The sequence below is a fragment of the Enterococcus sp. AMC2644 genome (assembly GCF_058216475.1).
In genome coordinates, this window is sequence record NZ_CM177095.1 from 2,997,499 (window position 1) to 3,014,058 (window position 16,560).

Here is a 16,560-nt window from a genome sequence, read left to right on the forward strand (position 1 = left end):
TTCAAAACATAAGGCATTGGTCTTATTTACTTTCCAACCATGTTGCTACTTCAGCTAAAGCTTCTGGAATACCTTCAGGATTTTTACCACCAGCTTGAGCCATATCTGGACGGCCACCGCCGCCACCGCCTACTTTTGGAGCAATTGCTTTGATTAGCTCCCCTGCTTTTAGACCTTTTTCTAAACCTTCTGGACTAATGGCAACTAACAAGTTGACTTTTTCATTTGCAACTGTCGCTAAAACTAATACTTGCGAAGTAGCTTTTTGCTTCCACTGGTCAGCTAGTTGACGTAACTGATTCATATCTTTTACGTTGACTTGAGCAGCAGTATAAGTAATCCCATTGCTTTCTTTGACTTCTTTAAAAATGTCACCAGCTTGTTGATTGGCTAGTTTACTTGCTAAAGCTTCATTCTCTTTTTGTGTTTCACGTAATTGCGTTTGCAGTTGTTCAACACGAGATACAGTTTCTTTTAATTGTGGTGCTTTCACAATTTGTGCAATTTCGCGTAAGCGTAGTTCTTCTTGACGTAATAATTCATACGCTTCTTTGCTTGTCACAGCTTCAATACGGCGCACACCAGCTCCGATTCCTGACTCGGAAACAATTTTGAAGATACCAATGTCTTCAGTGTTGATTACATGATTTCCACCACACAACTCAATTGACCAATCCGCAATATTTACAACACGAACGTCATGTCCATATTTTTCGCCAAATAATGCCATCGCACCCATTGATTTAGCCGTATCAATATCTGTTTCAATCGTCACTACAGGTAAAGCTGCCCAGATTTTTTCATTCACAATTTGCTCCATTTGCTGTAACTCTTCTGATGTTACTTGACCAAAATGAGTAAAGTCAAAACGTAAATGGCCTGGAGTTACCAATGAACCTGCTTGGTTTGCATGTGAGCCTAAAACTTCTTTTAATGCTTTATGCAACATATGTGTAGCAGTATGATTTTTAATAATACGACTATGACGAGCACTATCAACAACTAGTGAATAGTTTGTTCCTTCTTTAATTGCTGTTTTTACTTCGACATGATGTAAAAACTGGCCATTCGGTGCTTTTTTAACATTTTCAACGATAGCAATAAGTGTACCGTTCTCATCAAAAATTGAACCAGTATCTGAAATTTGTCCACCCATTTCTGCATAAAACGGAGTTTCAGCAAAAATCAGTTGTGCTTGGCCAATAGATGTTTCAGAAACTACGGCATCCTCTTGAATAATGACCAGCAATTCACTTTCTGCTTGCAAACGGTCATAACCAACATATTTACTATCCACTTTAATATCAGTTAACAAAGCCGATTGTTCACCCATTGAAAGCTCATTACTACGAGCAGCACGTGCACGTTTTCGTTGTTCGTTCATTTCTTTTTCAAAACCGGCATGGTCAACTTTCAAATCAGCTTCTTCAGCTACTTCTTCGGTTAATTCTACTGGAAAACCATACGTATCATATAATTTAAAAATATCTTTTCCATTCAATGTATCCTTGTCATCTGCTTTTACTTGGGCAATTACTTGATCTAAAATTGCTAAACCTTCATTAATTGTTTCATGGAAGCGTTCTTCTTCTGAACGAATAACTTTTTCAATGAATGATTGTTTTTCTAAAACTTCTGGATAGTAACTTTCCATAATTTTGCCTACAACTGGAACTAATTTATACAAGAAAGAATCTTGGATTTGTAATTTTTGTCCATGCATAACTGCACGACGTAATAAGCGACGTAAAACATAGCCACGACCTTCATTTGAAGGTAAGGCACCATCGCCAATCGCAAATGATAAGGCACGAATATGGTCAGCAATCACTTTAAACGAAACATCTGTTACTGGTTTCTCGCCATATTTTACTACGCCACTAATATCTTCAATCGCATGGATGATGGGTAAGAATAAATCTGTTTCGAAGTTAGTTGGTGCATCTTGAATAATAGAAACCATACGTTCTAATCCCATACCAGTATCAATATTCTTATGTGGTAGTGGCTCATAAGTATCATCTGGTTTATGGTTAAATTCTGAAAAAACTAAATTCCAGATTTCTAAATAACGTTCATTTTCGCCTCCAGGGTAGTTTTCTGGATCATCTTCTGCTAAGTCATTAAACGCTTCTCCACGATCATAGAAAATCTCGCTATCTGGGCCACTTGGACCAGCACCGATATCCCAGAAATTGTCTTCAACCTCAACAACATGCTCACTCGGTAAGCCTACTTCTTCTAACCAGATACGTTTTGCTTCTGTATCTTTTGGATAAACAGTTACATATAGTTTTTCAGGATCGAAACCAATCCATTCTGGAGACGTCAAAAATTCCCACGCCCAATGAATTGCTTCTTTTTTGAAATAATCACCGATTGAAAAGTTCCCTAACATTTCAAACATTGTATGATGACGCGCAGTACGTCCTACATTTTCAATATCATTTGTTCGAATTGACTTTTGCGCATTCGTGATACGTGGATTTTCGGGAACGATGGATCCATCAAAATATTTCTTTAATGTTGCTACACCTGAGTTAATCCATAGCAATGTTGGATCTTCTACTGGAACAAGTGATGCACTTGGTTCTATTGAGTGTCCTTTTGATTTGAAGAAATCTAGGAACATTTGACGTACTTCTGCACTAGTTAATTGTTTCATCTTTTTCTCTCCTTGTCTATTTGAAGCAAACAAAAAGACACCTTGCAAGACAAGGACGTTTATACGCGGTACCACCTTGTTTGCAATGATGCCATATCATTACCTCTCAAACTCGATAACGCTGAGTTGCGTTGATATTTCTATCAAATTCGTCTAAAGGGAGCAACCATAAGTAGTCTTACTTTTCTCTCAGCTATGAAAAGTTTTCTGTGAAGTACCTAGCTTATGACCATAGCCTTCTCCTCACAAAGTATATGCAAACTTTCAGAAAAAGTCAATTATATTTTATTGATGCGCAATAACAATCACCTTACGATACAAGAAATCACATGGATCTAACACTTCATCTTCAGATAAAATTTTTCGTGAACGATAATAAGAAGATAAGGGTAATTTATCAAATAATGGAATCCCCACATCTTGCTGTTTCTCCAGTTTCAATCGATTGGAGTCTGTAATTTCCCAGCGCGTGCGACTTACATCAAAAAACAAGCCAAACATATTTTCTTGATGGATTTTTTTCGTTACTTGTTTCCCATAATAATTAGCCTCTTCATCTAACTCTGTCCCCCAACGAAATAATTTGCGAGTCCCTGCTCCGACAGCATATTCCCATTGATTTTCATCAAGTAAATCGAACATTTGCTGATGAATATATTGACGCAGCGTCGCTAATGTACATGTTTGATGACGATAAATCCGGTAAGTTTCATCAGTAGAATTTAACACTGCATAAAATGAGTCTTTTTCAAAGATTTCTGCTGGTAGCTGCCACATTAAGCTCTCTTCAAAATTAGCAGGCTGTTTAAAATGATGACGTAAATTTTTTTCAATCGGTACGAATTCTTCAACTAAACCTCGAAATTCTCCAGTAATAGTATCTAGTTGACCAATAAATGTTGTCCCAGCAGGCAATGCTTCTTTTTGAATAAGCATTGGAGAAATTGAAGCCTTTCTTAAAGAACTGGTTGATTCATTGACAAAAATATCCCAGTCTTCTATATTTTCTAATCCGTAACTCTGGATAATCGTTTTAAAATACGAATCTGCCTGTTTTACTTTTGTATCCCAAACCGTTACCGGAAAGCCTTGTGTCCCTAAGTCCCATCCTAAAATAGCTTCTTTGTTTCCCGGAACTAAGACAAAACGCTCACCATCAATCGAACATTCAAAGGTGCCACATTTCACTCCCGCTAGTTCAAATTCTTTGTATTCAACATCAGAGATTCGCTTTAACGGACTGACAAAATACATCAGCACTTGATTAATCACTTGATTCTTTACTTCGATGGATAAGTTTTTCCAATTACTCCATTCTAAGGCTTCAAAGAGATGCACATTCTTCTCCCCTTTTCCAATCAATATTTGTTACAATCAGTATAGCATTAAATGAAAGAAGGTGACTAGAGTGAACCACGGTTTACCTCCATTTTATGATGAATATACTGAAATTTTAATTGTCGGTAGTGCACCAAGCCAACAATCTTTGACTACTCAACAATATTATGCAAATAAAGGCAATCAATTTTGGGCGGTAGTTTTCCAGGCACTCAATGTAATTGATCCCAAAGAATATACAGAACGCTTGCGGATATTAAAAGCCCATCAAATTGGTTTATGGGATGTTTATGGTACTTTCAAGCGGACGGGAAGTATGGACCATCAGTTTCAAGCAACAACAATCAATGATTTTTCGCAAATTTTGAACCACACCTCGATTAAGCTAGTTATTGCTAATGGAAAAAAAGCGACAGAAGAAATACAAAAGCATCACTTATTCGCTAAATTAACAGTAATCGATTGTCTGTCTACTAGTGGCGCAAATAACGGACGAACAAACGAGCGACTAATTGAATGGCAAAAAGCCTTATCGCCTGTCAAATATGCCTTATATTATGGCAATGACACTTGGATACAAGCAGCGGCCTTTCATTTACGTTACCAAACCTTTGTTTGCGAACAAAATATTCCACCTCATTGGGAATTTGATGAAATCGATGCACAACAACCGGATTATTTTGTCTTGTTCGAAAAAAATGTGCCCATTGCAACGATTCGCTATCAAGCTTATTCTCATAACACTATTCAACCGGATCGCTTTTGTGTTGCTAAATCTCATCGCAATCAAGGAATTGGTAAAAAATTACTCCTGCGTTTTGAAGAACAAGCAATCAAAGACGGTTATTCCTTCGCTCAGTTATCTGCTGAAACAACAGCGATTACTTTTTATGAAAAATTAGCGTATCAGCTAATTTCAGACCCCTTTGAGGAAGACGGGATTTTGTGTGTTACTATGCGAAAAAAATTATAGAGCTAAAAAGGCCTGTGACATAAGTAGCTTGACAGTAAAATATCCGAACAATAGAAGATTGGCTCTTTTGTTCAGATATTTTCGTCTTGTTTTTACTTATATCACAGGCTTTTTATTTAACTATTCGAGCTTTTTTTATTTTTTCTAGCAGTACGCGTTTGTTGACGTCGTTCAATTTTGCGCTTAGCTTTATTACTCTTATCAATTTCCCATTGAATTTTTTTCTTATATCCAGGTTTGATTTTTTTCTTTTTCTTTTTCACTAAACCAATCATGGTTGGATCAAGTTCATCACGAGTTTTTTCACGTTTTTTACGACGATTACGATCATACGTATCTACGATTTCCCCTTGTTTAATTTCTTTTGGTTTGAACGTGACACCCAACGCCTCAATCTCTGTAATAGCTTGCTCATCACTAGGCTCATACAAAGTAATCGCTGTCCCAGAAAGATGGTTACGTCCTGTACGTCCTACACGATGAATGAAAAAATCTAAGTCTTCAGGTACTTCGGCATTAATAACATGTGATACACCTTCAATATCAATCCCACGGGCAGCTAAATCTGTTGCTACTACATATTGATATTCCAAGTTTTGGACTTGACGCATCACACGCTTCCGTTCACGAGGGGTGATATCTCCATGAATTTTCGCTACTTTTAATCCTTGTTCTCGTAAATAATCTGCAATTTCATCGACACGCGTTTTCGTATTTGCAAATACAATTGCCAAATAAGGATGCCCAACGGTCAGCAAATCATGAATTAAGGCGTTTGTATTTTTTCCTTTTGTTGAAATTAACCAATTGTCAATGGTTTCAGAAATAACCGCTTTAGGACGGATTTCTTCAATTAAAGGATTGTCCATATATTTTCGTAAGAATGGACGTAATTTTTCAGGAATAGTTGCTGAAAAGACTAACATTTGTAATTTATCTGGTAAGCGACCAGCGATTTGGTCCACTTCGGCTAAAAATCCCATGTCTAGTGTCATATCAGCTTCATCGACAACAAACGCTAATGCTGTATGAACAGATAAGGCCTGCTCGTTCATCATGTCTAGAATACGACCAGGTGTCCCAATAACGACATGTGGTTGTTGATTTTTCAAGCGATCTAATTGACGCTGTTTGTCTGTGCCACCAACAAAATTTGTCACTCGAATTTCAGGTGTTGAAAATTGAGCTATTTGTTTGGCTGCTTGATAAATTTGGGTTGCTAATTCACGACTGGGCGCTGTAATCACTAATTGAACTTCTTCTTTTGAAGGATCAATTTTATCCATCAAAGGAAGTAAAAACGTATGGGTTTTTCCACTACCGGTTTGTGATTGACCAACGACGCTTTTTCCTTTTTTTATAACAGGAATTAGTTTTTCCTGCACTTCGGTTGGCTCCGAGAATTTTTTATCCTCTAAAGCTTGATAAATAAATGGCTGAAATGCAAATCGTTTGAATGACATTTTAGCACCTTCTTTCCTTTTAGAATCTTTCAAAGTATAGCATATTGCTTCTGATAATCCTATGCTGATCTTTTTTTAATCGTACTAACAGTATGGGTGTGACTAATTTTTTCGTAGAATAGCTGCCGTTTTTTTCTAATAATCGACCAACTAATATTGATAACAAACATTCCTTGAATGGCAAAAATCATCAAAGACAATACCACAGAAACCACAATTTGAAAATAATCATCGCTTTGGATTCCTGCCGCTAATGATAAGCTAATGCGACTCAAAGCAAAGTATACCATATAAAGTAACCCATATCGCTGGAATAATGACTTAAATGAAATACGGCTGGAAAAATTACTAACTACACGAATGCGAACAATTTTTTTCCCTAAAGTTTGTCCATTTGTTACATAGGACAAACAAATAAAGTAGAGAAAAACTTGGATAAAATAAACCATGAGATTGTTGTCTAAGGCAATTGGGTAGTCATTGATCAGATGTAGGAAAAATGCTATTAGCTTCGTTAAAAAGCCGATAACTAACCAATCGATTGCCCAAGCGAGACCGCGACGAATATAGGTAACTTCTGTCCCTTTTTCATAAGAATATTCATCAATTTCCTCTCTAGATGGTAATAAAAACGTGAAAATTGGTGTAATCAAATAACCGATTATCCCACCAAGTGTATTATGCAATAAGTCATTAACATCAAATAGTCGATACGGTCTTGGGTAGATAAAATATAATCCAGTTAGTTGTGTCAGTTCAAAAAATAATGATAATCCAAACGTTACTAGTAACGTTTGTGACAACGACTTTTTAAAATAGTAACGCAAGTACACACCAAATGGTAACGTTAGAACTATATTAAAAACGGGTTCTAAAAAAACCGATTGTTTCATAGCTGGTAAGTAAGTTTGCGGATTATGGATGTTTAATACCGTTTCTTTTAAAAAATTGTGTACAGACGCCCCTAAAGTCAACTCCATCGAAGGTCCAGTCAATTGAGCGACTTCTTCAATTGGCGGTAATGGTAAAATCACTAAAAAGTATGCACACAGCAAATAAAAAATAAAAGAATATAAAATAAGTGCCCGTGATAAAACAAAACGACCATAACGACGATATTGAATAATAAAGAAAACTGTAGAAATAATTAGTGCTAAAAATGGAAAGACTAGCACCGCTACCTTAATTGGTTCCATATATGCAGACATTTTTCCACCTCACATTTTTATAAATTTTTTTCGCAAATATTTTTCAAACAATTTATTTTGCAGTATCATAGAATCAGGAGGTGTTCCTTATGTTAAATAGCTTTTTTGCTTTTGGTGTCCCTATATTTCTTTTAATCTTATACATCGGATTTGCCATTTTCAGAAAAAAAACACAGATACCGTATCTTGAATTTGCATTGTTTATTATTGCTTCTTTTCTAACTGTTTTTAGTTTCCAAGTGATTCAACAAGCCTTTACTGAATTACAAACAACTTCTCAAAAAGTGGTTGAACAAACATACGGTTATCCTTTATACCTGCTGGCAATTCCTGTGGCATTAGGACTATTATTAATCGTTTTAAATGTTTATCGCGGGTATCAGCATATCAAAGATTTTAGGCTACGTACCAAATAATTTATTTCGTGAAAAAGCAGGATAAATGGCTAGTTAATCAAGCAATTTATCCTGCTTTTTGTTATACATCAATAAATTCGTAATAATGTGCATTAATCTTACTTGGTTGGTTGACATGAGCTAAAATAGCCAAATCCAAACGTACATAGTTCTCATGTACAATGGAATACAAATTATCTTCCATCGCTTCTTCAATATAAGGCAGTAGTTCTTCTTCGTCCCCTTGTCTTTCTTCACACAGTCCTTCAACTTGTTCAAAAATACGTGCGTCACTTAAAACGAAATATTCCCCATTGTACTTATATACAGCAACATGATAATCGCGTGCTTCTAATTTCGCTGAGATAACAAAAAAACATTCTTTAACATTCGTAATCACTTTAGATAATTCTTTTGGTTTTAAACTATGCTGAAAAAACATTTGCTCACCGCGCCCCCTTCACCTTTATTATAAGAAAACTTGGAAAAAATGGAAAATATACGCATCAAAGATTAAAATTGTCTAAATATTCCATTCTTGATAAAATTCTTCTAAAAAATTTTCCATAAATCTCTTCCGTCGATTCGCTTCTTTTTTTCCAGCTTGTGTATTCATTCTCTCCGGTAGTAAAAACAGTTTTTCATAAAAATGGTTAATCACAGTTGTTCCTTTACGGTAATCAGCTTTTGAAATAAACTCTTGCGGTTTTAATTCTGAATTATGAATAGGATGATTATGCCCACCGCCATAATATGCAGTTCGTAAGATTCCAATTGCTCCTAATGCTTCTAAACGATCTGCATCTTGAACAATTTCCCCTTCTAAAGACAATACTTGTTTTCCGGCTTCTACTTCTTTTGAAAACGATAAATTTTGAATAATTGCTAAAATTTCTTGAACCATCTCTGATGAAAACTCAATTGCTATTAAAAACGCTGTTAGTTCTTCAATTGCTTGTGTGACATTCGCAACTACTTTATCGTCAATAACATCATGTAAATAAGCACTACTCAGTACCACTTCCCGATTCACAGATAGTTTGTCTTGCTCCATGATAAAATCAGCAAGATGAGCCACACGCTGAACATGTAAAAAATCATGTCCTGTTTTTTCATTCTCTAGCTTTTTTTTCGTATAAGTAATAACTTTTGACAACCGATTCATAATGTATCCTTTCGCAAAAATATCTGCTACAAAAAATTGTAGCAGATAGATTCTATTCGTTAATTTGATAAACAGCAAAGTAAATAGTTCGTAAATAGTCTAATAGATATGTTGGATTTAGTGGTTCTTTAGTGGCTTCTAAAATTAGTTGATTTGGCTTTTTAGATGCTCCAAAGCGATGAATATGTTCAGTCAACCAATTTTTAATAGGAGTATAGTCATCAGAAGCTAGTATATTGTCAACAGCTAAATCGGCTTGCATCGCATGATACAACTGGGCTGCATACATATAGCCCAATGCATAAGACGGAAAATAACCAAAGCTTCCTCCAGACCAGTGAACATCTTGTAAAATACCTTCTAAGTCGTTTTCTGGACGAATACCTAAATATTCTTCATATTTATCATTCCAAATTTGAGGTAAATCGTCGACTGAGATATTATCATTGAAAATCATTTTTTCTATTTCATACCGGATAATAATATGCAACACATAGGTTAAACTATCTGCTTCAATCCGAATTAAGCTTGCTCTTGTCCGTTTTAACGCTCTATAAAACTCTTCAAATGAGATATCATCAAAAGTTCCTTCTGCACATTCTTGAAAATACGGATATTGCTTTTGCCAGAAAGCTTGATTGCTACCAATGATAATTTCATTGAATAAAGATTGTGATTCATGAATTCCCATTGAAGCACCTTCATGTGCCGGAGTATACTCAAATTTTTCATCAATATTTTGTTCATACATACCATGACCAGCCTCATGAATAACTCCAAAAATACCCATAGAAAAATCTTCTTCATTCCACCGAGTTGTCAGCCGAACATCCCGGTGATTGATTCCCGTAGCAAACGGATGAATGGTATTATCTAAACGACCACGCTTCATATCAAATCCAAGTTCTTGAATAACTTTAATAATAAACTTTCGTTGTTGCTTCTCGGTCATTTTACGAGTAAGAAAATCAACACGTGGTTCTGTTCCTTGTTCAATTATAGTTTGACGAATTTGCATAATTCCATCGCGAACTTGAGCAAACACTTGATCCAAAACTTCAATTGTCATTTTAGGCTCATATTGATTTAATAAAATATCATAGGCTGTTTTTTCCTCTTTTCGCCAATAAGGAAGCAACTCTTTCGTTAAACGAATATTTTCTGCTAAAGCATCACGAAATAAATTAAAGTCTTGCTGTTCACGCGCTTTTTGCCAAGCACTATGCGCTGTCGAAGTCGCACGTGAGTATTCTGTCATCAATTCATTAGGAACCGCATAATTCAATTCATATTCTTCTTTTACTAATTGAAAAGCAGCTGTACCTACTTCCGACAATTTTTCTGGATGCTTTTCAAAATGAGTAATCGCTTCTGATATTTTGGGGCCAACTTTTTTTTCAAAATATTGACCATATAAATAACTGGTCACCTCACCGCGATACTCACTAGCATTTTCAGGCATTCCTGTTTGTGAATCCCACTCTAAAATAGCTAACGCTTGCTGTAGCAAATCAATTTCTTTTAATTCTTGTAAAAATTCCTTTTCTTGCATAGCTTAAAGCTCCTTTTATTCCTCAATTTTTGGTTTTCTTGGAGGTCTTGTTCCCCAATATTGGAATAAGTCAGTTCTTAAAGCACCATTATATAATTTGCGTTTTTTAGTTGCTTTCTCACCATAAAACTCTTCAAATAATAAATCACTAGTTAAAATATATTTACTCCATGTTTTTAAAGGTCGGAAAACTTCGCCCATCTCTTTATATAGTTGACGAACGCTTGCTTCTTCACCTAAACGTTCACCATATGGCGGATTAGCTAAGATAACGCCATACTCTTTTTCTGTTTTAAAATCTTTCAAAGCTTGCTGTTTAAAGGTGATAGAATCCCCTAAACCAATTTCTTCAGCATTGGCACGAGCAATTTCAATCATTCGACCATTAATATCCGTTCCCATAATATCTAATTCAATATCATAATCTGCTAATTCATCCGCTTCAGCACGCACTTTCTCAAAAACTTCTGCCGAAAACCAATCCCATGCTTCACAGGCAAATTCTCGATTAAAGCCTGGCGCAATATTATGACCCATTAATGCCGCTTCAATACAAATTGTTCCTGAACCACAGACTGGATCAACAAACGGTCGGTCGGTACGCCAATTAGTTAGTTGAACTAAAGCTGCTGCCATATTTTCTTTTAAAGGTGCACCACCTTTTTCTAAGCGATAACCACGTTTAAATAGGCTAGGTCCTGTCGTGTCTAAAGTTACCATCACATGATCTTTCAACAAAGCAACTTCTAATTTAAATAAAGCACCTGTTTCAGCTAATGGTACACTAGCTGGGCGATGATAATACTCACGCAAACGGTTAACAATGGCTTTTTTAGTAATTGCTTGACAATCAGGCGTGCTGTAAAGTTTTGATTTAATTGATTTTCCAGCAACAGGAAATTCTGCATCTAACGGCAAATAATCTTCCCAAGGTAAAGCTTTTACTTTTTCAAATAGCTCATCAAAACTATAGGCATCAAACTCACCAACAACAATTTTAATACGATCAGCTGTACGCAACCACAGATTAGCTTTAGCAATAGTTTCTACGGTTCCTTTAAAACGAGCACGGCCATTTTCAACTTGGCATTCAATGCCTAGATTGCGCAACTCTTTTCCAACTAATGCTTCTAAACCACTTGCAGCTGTAGCAACTAGCTCAAAGGTTTTTTCTTTCATAATCTACTCCTTGTAATTATATTCTTTATTTTCATAGTATTTTCATAAATAGTGATAAAAAAAACCTCCCATACGGAAGGATTCCCTGATTAACTGTGATTTTCTATAAGCCATGTTTTGTCCAATTATTTTACAGGGAGCAAAATAATTTGGATAATCATCTATCTGCAATAAAAATTGCCTCTTTGTCCCGTTCATTTCCGTTACAAAAAGCGCCCCTACCATTGTTTGGGTTGCTCGCTCGAGGGGTTTACCGCGTTCCACCAACAAGGTTTCCCATGTTGCTTCGTCACTGTGGCACTTTCAAGGATACTTGGGCATAGCAAAGCCTTAGCCTTTTTTTCCTGCCGTTACTTTAAATAAGTACCCTAGCTTATGATTTCGCTAGGCACGAACACTACAAGCATCGCAGCTTGTGCGAGCATGGACTTTCCTCAGCTTGATATAAATCAAACCGCGATTATCCGAAAATCACAGAGAATTTACTTACTGTTTCAATTAAAATTGACGTGTTTTTTCTAAATCGTCGTCATCGTTAGCTGCTTGTGTATAATTTTCATTGACTACTTTCGTTGTTGTAACAACTGGAATCTCTTGATCTAATTTTTTACCAAATACTTCTTTTTCAAGATTTGATAGACGTTTTAGAATATCAAAATTGGTTACAGTTTGACTTTTTGGTGCTTCCGCCTGTGTACGAGTCGCTTTAATTTCTTGTGTTTTACTTAATTGTGCAATTTTTGCATGTAAACGATCGTTTTCTTCTTGTAATGCCAAAAGTTCTTGATTATATGTTTCATAGTCTTTGATAATACCATCTAAAAATTCATCTACTTCAACAGGATCATAACCACGCATTTTCGTTTTGAATTCTTGTTGTAAAATATCTGTTGGACTATATGTTAAATCTGCCATATTTACACCTCATTAATTTAAATTCCGCTAGTTTTAGCTCTTCGTTCCTATTCTATCCAAAAAATTCGAATAAATCAAACACTATCGTCTTCAAAAAATGTATTTTGTAAATCATCCATAGTAATTTGGTGTAGAATAAAGTCATTTTCAGAAGCATATTCCTGCGATTCTTTTAATAAAAACTGTGTTTTACCAGGATATTCATCATCATATACTACTATCAAACCTCCAGAATGAGTCAATAAAAACTGGGAATGATTTTTTAATTGTCCTGGATGTTGATAAGGACTGTGACTGACAGCATTGACATAATTCGCTTGTGTCTTTAATTCAGTTAATAATTGTTGATTCGTTTCATTCCAATTTCCCCCGAATTCCTCAAAGGGGAAAATAATCCCTAATTTTAATTCAGGATATTCCTTTTGTAATTCAATCACGACTTGTCCTGCCCAAATCTCCACTCCCAAATTGCCACCAATTAAAACCCACTCTAATCCTTCTTCAATGTATTGTTGAAACGTGGTTTTTAGAACTTTCTTAATAACTTTAATTTTAGGATCTTTCTCTTGAAAGACGCCTAGTTCAAAGCTTCGGTAACCTGAAACAACCATCGTTTGCATTCTTTTCACACTCTTCCCTTTTCTTTCTTTTTCTCTTTTTGGTATAATGTGCCCTAGGAGTGTGAATATTATGGTTTTTCGATACCCCAATGGCCATCCTATATCCTATGATGGAACGATGAAACAAAAAATGCAAGCAAAAGAAAAAACGTCTAATTTCGCAAACCGTGGTATGCGGTTTGAAGAAGCAATCAATACAAGCAATGACTATTATCTTAATCGTGGGCAAGCAGTTATTCATAAAAAACCAACCCCCGTTCAGATTGTTCACGTGGATTACCCTCGTAGAAGTGCTGCGGTTATTAAAGAAGCTTATTTTAAAGAAGCTTCCACAACTGATTATAACGGAGTTTACCAGGGTCATTATCTTGACTTTGAGGCGAAAGAAACAAAGAATAAAACCTCGTTTCCGTTAAAAAACTTTCACGAGCATCAGATTATTCATATGAAAAATTGTTTGCAACAAAATGGCGTTTGTTTCGTATTACTATGGTTCTCAACATTAGAACGTTGTTTTTTTCTTGATAGCCAGCATCTTATTTATTATTGGGATTCGCAACATACAGCAAAAAAATCATTATCTCTTTCATTAATTGAAGAAATCGGGATTGAGATCCAACCAAAAATTGCCCCTCGTATCCCTTATTTGGATGCTGTAAACCTCTATTTACAAGAAAAGGAGAAAAATTAGTTATGGCAAATCAACAAAATTCTCGCGTTTCACGCCATAGTACCAAGGCGCCTAAATCTAGCAAGCCAAAAACACCGAAGAAAAAACCAAAAAAATCATTTGGTTCTATTCTCTTAAAAGTAATAATGGTGCTTGTTTTTCTTGCCTGCATTGGTATTTTATCAGGCATGGGACTATTTTGGTATTACGCTAAAGATGCACCAAAATTAACTGATACAGAGCTTGAATCCTCAAACTCGATTCAGTTTTTCGCTTCCAACGGTGAAGCATTCCAAGATTTTGGCATTGAGCGACGAGAAATAATTTCTGCAACTGAAATTCCTCAGAAGTTAGAAGATGCTATTGTCTCAGTCGAAGATCGCCGCTTCTACAACCATATTGGTGTCGATCCCGTTCGTATTATTGGTTCCGCTGTTTCCAATTTGATTAATGGTGGTATACAAGGTGGAAGTACTTTAACACAACAATTAATTAAGCTATCTTATTTCTCGACTAAAGTAGAAGATCAAAATTTACGGCGAAAAGCACAAGAAGCGTGGATGGCGGTTCAATTAGAACAAGAAAAATCGAAGCAAGAAATTTTAACATACTATATCAACAAAGTTTATATGTCTAACGGTGTTTATGGGATGGAAACTGCTTCTGAAATATTTTACGGAAAACCGTTAGATGAACTTTCAACTGCCCAAACAGCTTTAATTGCTGGTTTACCTAATGCACCAAATTATTACGATCCCTATGTTAATCCAGAAGCTGCAAAACAACGTCGTGACACAGTTCTAATGACTATGTTAGACAATGAGAAACTTTCGCAACAAGAATATGACGAAGCAGTTGCCACACCAATTGATGATGGACTACAAGAACTTACAGAATCAGAAAACGATTGGCGCTATTATGACAACTATTTAAAAGAGGTCTTAGCTGAAGTTGAAGAAAAAGTCGGCAAAGACAGTATGCAAAACGGTTTAGATATCTACACTAATATCGATTTAACTGCACAAAAACGTTTGTACGATATTGTTAATAGCAATCAGTATGTGCAATATCCTGATGATGAAATGCAAGTAGCTGCTACTTTAATTGATACAAATACTGGTAAAGTAACTGCGCAACTTGGCGGTCGTAACGTCGACGAAGACGTAGTTTGGGGCTCAAATTATGCCGTAAATACTGGTCGTGATTTTGGTTCAACAGTCAAACCACTCGTTGATTACGGCCCTGCTTTTGAATATTTGGATTATTCAACTGGTAAAACTATTGTTGATGAACCTTACAAATACGAAGGTTCAGATATCAGTATTAATAACTGGGACAATCAATATATGGGCACAATGACGCTACGCAAAGCCTTAGCCTTATCGCGTAATGTTCCAGCTGCAAAACTTTTTGCAGAAGTTGGTGCGGAAAATATCGAAAAATTCCTGGAAGGATTGGGAATCAAATACGATTCTTTGGAACAGTCAAATTCGATTTCCAGCAATACAAGTGTTCAGGAAGGAACAAAATATGGCGTATCCAGTCTTAAGATGGCTGCTGCTTATGCTGCTTTTTCTAATGGCGGAACCTATTATGAACCACAATATGTAAATAAAATTGTTTATCAAGATGGCACAGAAGAAGTTGATGCTTTCCATCCAGAAGGCTCACAAGCAATGAAGGACACAACAGCATATATGATTACTGATATTCTAAAGGATGTTATCACTGATGGTACTGGTACAAATGCTGCCATCCCTGGTTTATATCAAGCAGGTAAAACAGGGACTTCAAATTACACAGATAGTGAAATTTCTCAACTAGGCCCTGTCAATTCACCTTCTCCTGATATTAGTTTTGTTGGTTACACAACGCACTATTCGTTGGCTGTTTGGACAGGCTATGAAAATAAATTGACACCAGTAACAAGCGAATCATCACAAGTCGCCACAGATGTCTATCGTAACTTAATGCAATTTGTTTCAGCTTCCATAGAAAACGAAGACTGGCAAATGCCTGATGGCTTAGTCAGAGTTGGTAATGAATTATATTTAAAAGGTGCTGTAGAAAGTCAAACAGTCCCCTCTTCAGTTAAGACAACCCCTTCTTCTAAAGAAGTGACTGAGACGACTAAATCCGAAAAAGCTACATCATCAACTGAAAGTTCTAAGGAGACTGAATCCAGTTCTTCCTCTGAACCTGTTAGTGAATCAACTGCTGAATCAGTTCCTGAGTCATCTTCTTCTGTAATAGAGACAAATCCAGAAACTGGACCTAACGAAAGTAGTACACCCATAGAAACAACGCCAGAATCTGAGTCTACTACTCCGGTGCCGTCTTCAGAAGAACCACCTGCATCTTCGGCACCACCAGAAGCAACACCTCCAAATTCATCTAAACCAGTTACAAGTCAATAA

Annotated in this window: 14 protein-coding genes and 1 other RNA gene; 4 read left to right on the top strand and 11 right to left on the bottom strand. The window is 36.0% G+C overall.

Annotated features, from left to right (window positions below; translation table 11 throughout):
- Window positions 1–22 precede the first annotated feature (22 nt).
- Both alaS and AC4BC5_RS14545 read right to left on the bottom strand, forming a co-directional pair.
- The gene (alaS, locus tag AC4BC5_RS14540) at window positions 23–2,665 is read right to left on the bottom strand and encodes an alanine--tRNA ligase (RefSeq protein WP_490496076.1); all 2,643 of its coding nucleotides are present in this window, start codon (window positions 2,663–2,665) and stop codon (window positions 23–25) included.
- A gap of 285 nt (window positions 2,666–2,950) precedes the next feature.
- Window positions 2,951–4,003, bottom strand: coding sequence for a DUF7278 family profilin-like fold-containing protein (locus AC4BC5_RS14545; protein ID WP_490496077.1), 1,053 nt, complete (start codon window positions 4,001–4,003; stop codon window positions 2,951–2,953).
- A gap of 70 nt (window positions 4,004–4,073) precedes the next feature.
- Between AC4BC5_RS14545 and AC4BC5_RS14550 the strand changes: the two genes are divergently transcribed.
- A complete protein-coding gene (locus AC4BC5_RS14550) occupies window positions 4,074–4,976 on the top strand; it encodes a DNA-deoxyinosine glycosylase (RefSeq protein ID WP_490496078.1) in 903 nt (300 codons plus the stop codon).
- Window positions 4,977–5,092: 116 nt separating this feature from the next.
- Here the strand turns inward: AC4BC5_RS14550 and AC4BC5_RS14555 are convergent, their stop codons facing one another.
- Both AC4BC5_RS14555 and AC4BC5_RS14560 read right to left on the bottom strand, forming a co-directional pair.
- The gene (locus tag AC4BC5_RS14555) at window positions 5,093–6,439 is read right to left on the bottom strand and encodes a DEAD/DEAH box helicase (protein ID WP_490496079.1); all 1,347 of its coding nucleotides are present in this window, start codon (window positions 6,437–6,439) and stop codon (window positions 5,093–5,095) included.
- Window positions 6,440–6,498: 59 nt separating this feature from the next.
- A complete protein-coding gene (locus tag AC4BC5_RS14560) occupies window positions 6,499–7,647 on the bottom strand; it encodes a VanZ family protein (RefSeq protein WP_490496080.1) in 1,149 nt (382 codons plus the stop codon).
- Window positions 7,648–7,736: 89 nt separating this feature from the next.
- On the opposite strand from AC4BC5_RS14560, the gene AC4BC5_RS14565 reads away from it, so the two are divergent.
- Window positions 7,737–8,063, top strand: a complete 327-nt coding sequence (locus AC4BC5_RS14565; RefSeq protein ID WP_490496081.1) for a hypothetical protein — start codon at window positions 7,737–7,739, stop codon at window positions 8,061–8,063.
- Between the two features lie 61 nt (window positions 8,064–8,124).
- Here AC4BC5_RS14565 and AC4BC5_RS14570 read toward each other — a convergent pair whose 3' ends face one another.
- From AC4BC5_RS14570 to AC4BC5_RS14600, 7 genes are all read right to left on the bottom strand, one after another.
- Window positions 8,125–8,484, bottom strand: coding sequence for a hypothetical protein (locus AC4BC5_RS14570; protein WP_490496082.1), 360 nt, complete (start codon window positions 8,482–8,484; stop codon window positions 8,125–8,127).
- Window positions 8,485–8,565: 81 nt separating this feature from the next.
- Window positions 8,566–9,207 (bottom strand): HD domain-containing protein, encoded by a 642-nt coding sequence (locus tag AC4BC5_RS14575; RefSeq protein ID WP_490496083.1) that lies wholly within the window; start codon window positions 9,205–9,207, stop codon window positions 8,566–8,568.
- Between the two features lie 52 nt (window positions 9,208–9,259).
- A complete protein-coding gene (locus AC4BC5_RS14580) occupies window positions 9,260–10,759 on the bottom strand; it encodes a carboxypeptidase M32 (RefSeq protein ID WP_490496084.1) in 1,500 nt (499 codons plus the stop codon).
- A gap of 15 nt (window positions 10,760–10,774) precedes the next feature.
- Complete coding sequence (locus AC4BC5_RS14585; RefSeq protein ID WP_490496085.1) at window positions 10,775–11,938, bottom strand: THUMP domain-containing class I SAM-dependent RNA methyltransferase; 1,164 nt, start codon at window positions 11,936–11,938, stop codon at window positions 10,775–10,777.
- Between the two features lie 101 nt (window positions 11,939–12,039).
- An RNA gene (gene rnpB / locus AC4BC5_RS14590) (RNase P RNA component class B) lies at window positions 12,040–12,410 on the bottom strand.
- A 26-nt stretch (window positions 12,411–12,436) separates the two neighbouring features.
- On the bottom strand, window positions 12,437–12,853 hold the full coding sequence (gene gpsB / locus AC4BC5_RS14595) for a cell division regulator GpsB (RefSeq protein ID WP_490496086.1): 417 nt from the start codon (window positions 12,851–12,853) through the stop codon (window positions 12,437–12,439).
- 74 nt (window positions 12,854–12,927) lie between these two features.
- Window positions 12,928–13,473 (bottom strand): SLOG family protein, encoded by a 546-nt coding sequence (locus AC4BC5_RS14600; RefSeq protein ID WP_490497566.1) that lies wholly within the window; start codon window positions 13,471–13,473, stop codon window positions 12,928–12,930.
- 70 nt (window positions 13,474–13,543) lie between these two features.
- On the opposite strand from AC4BC5_RS14600, the gene recU reads away from it, so the two are divergent.
- Window positions 13,544–14,164: a Holliday junction resolvase RecU gene (gene recU, locus AC4BC5_RS14605; protein ID WP_490496087.1), complete on the top strand. Its 621-nt coding sequence runs from the start codon at window positions 13,544–13,546 to the stop codon at window positions 14,162–14,164.
- A 2-nt stretch (window positions 14,165–14,166) separates the two neighbouring features.
- Complete coding sequence (locus AC4BC5_RS14610; RefSeq protein ID WP_490496088.1) at window positions 14,167–16,560, top strand: PBP1A family penicillin-binding protein; 2,394 nt, start codon at window positions 14,167–14,169, stop codon at window positions 16,558–16,560.

Excerpts from the sequence above, each read along its gene's own strand:
- alaS (WP_490496076.1), bottom strand. The coding sequence starts at position 2,665 with ATGAAACAATTAACTAGTGCAGAAGTACGTCAAATGTTCCTAGATTTC.
- AC4BC5_RS14555 (WP_490496079.1), bottom strand. The coding sequence starts at position 6,439 with ATGTCATTCAAACGATTTGCATTTCAGCCATTTATTTATCAAGCTTTA.
- AC4BC5_RS14560 (WP_490496080.1), bottom strand. The coding sequence starts at position 7,647 with ATGTCTGCATATATGGAACCAATTAAGGTAGCGGTGCTAGTCTTTCCA.
- AC4BC5_RS14565 (WP_490496081.1), top strand. The coding sequence starts at position 7,737 with ATGTTAAATAGCTTTTTTGCTTTTGGTGTCCCTATATTTCTTTTAATC.
- AC4BC5_RS14570 (WP_490496082.1), bottom strand. The coding sequence starts at position 8,484 with ATGTTTTTTCAGCATAGTTTAAAACCAAAAGAATTATCTAAAGTGATT.
- AC4BC5_RS14575 (WP_490496083.1), bottom strand. The coding sequence starts at position 9,207 with ATGAATCGGTTGTCAAAAGTTATTACTTATACGAAAAAAAAGCTAGAG.
- AC4BC5_RS14580 (WP_490496084.1), bottom strand. The coding sequence starts at position 10,759 with ATGCAAGAAAAGGAATTTTTACAAGAATTAAAAGAAATTGATTTGCTA.
- AC4BC5_RS14585 (WP_490496085.1), bottom strand. The coding sequence starts at position 11,938 with ATGAAAGAAAAAACCTTTGAGCTAGTTGCTACAGCTGCAAGTGGTTTA.
- gpsB (WP_490496086.1), bottom strand. The coding sequence starts at position 12,853 with ATGGCAGATTTAACATATAGTCCAACAGATATTTTACAACAAGAATTC.
- AC4BC5_RS14600 (WP_490497566.1), bottom strand. The coding sequence starts at position 13,473 with ATGCAAACGATGGTTGTTTCAGGTTACCGAAGCTTTGAACTAGGCGTC.
- recU (WP_490496087.1), top strand. The coding sequence starts at position 13,544 with ATGGTTTTTCGATACCCCAATGGCCATCCTATATCCTATGATGGAACG.
- AC4BC5_RS14610 (WP_490496088.1), top strand. The coding sequence starts at position 14,167 with ATGGCAAATCAACAAAATTCTCGCGTTTCACGCCATAGTACCAAGGCG.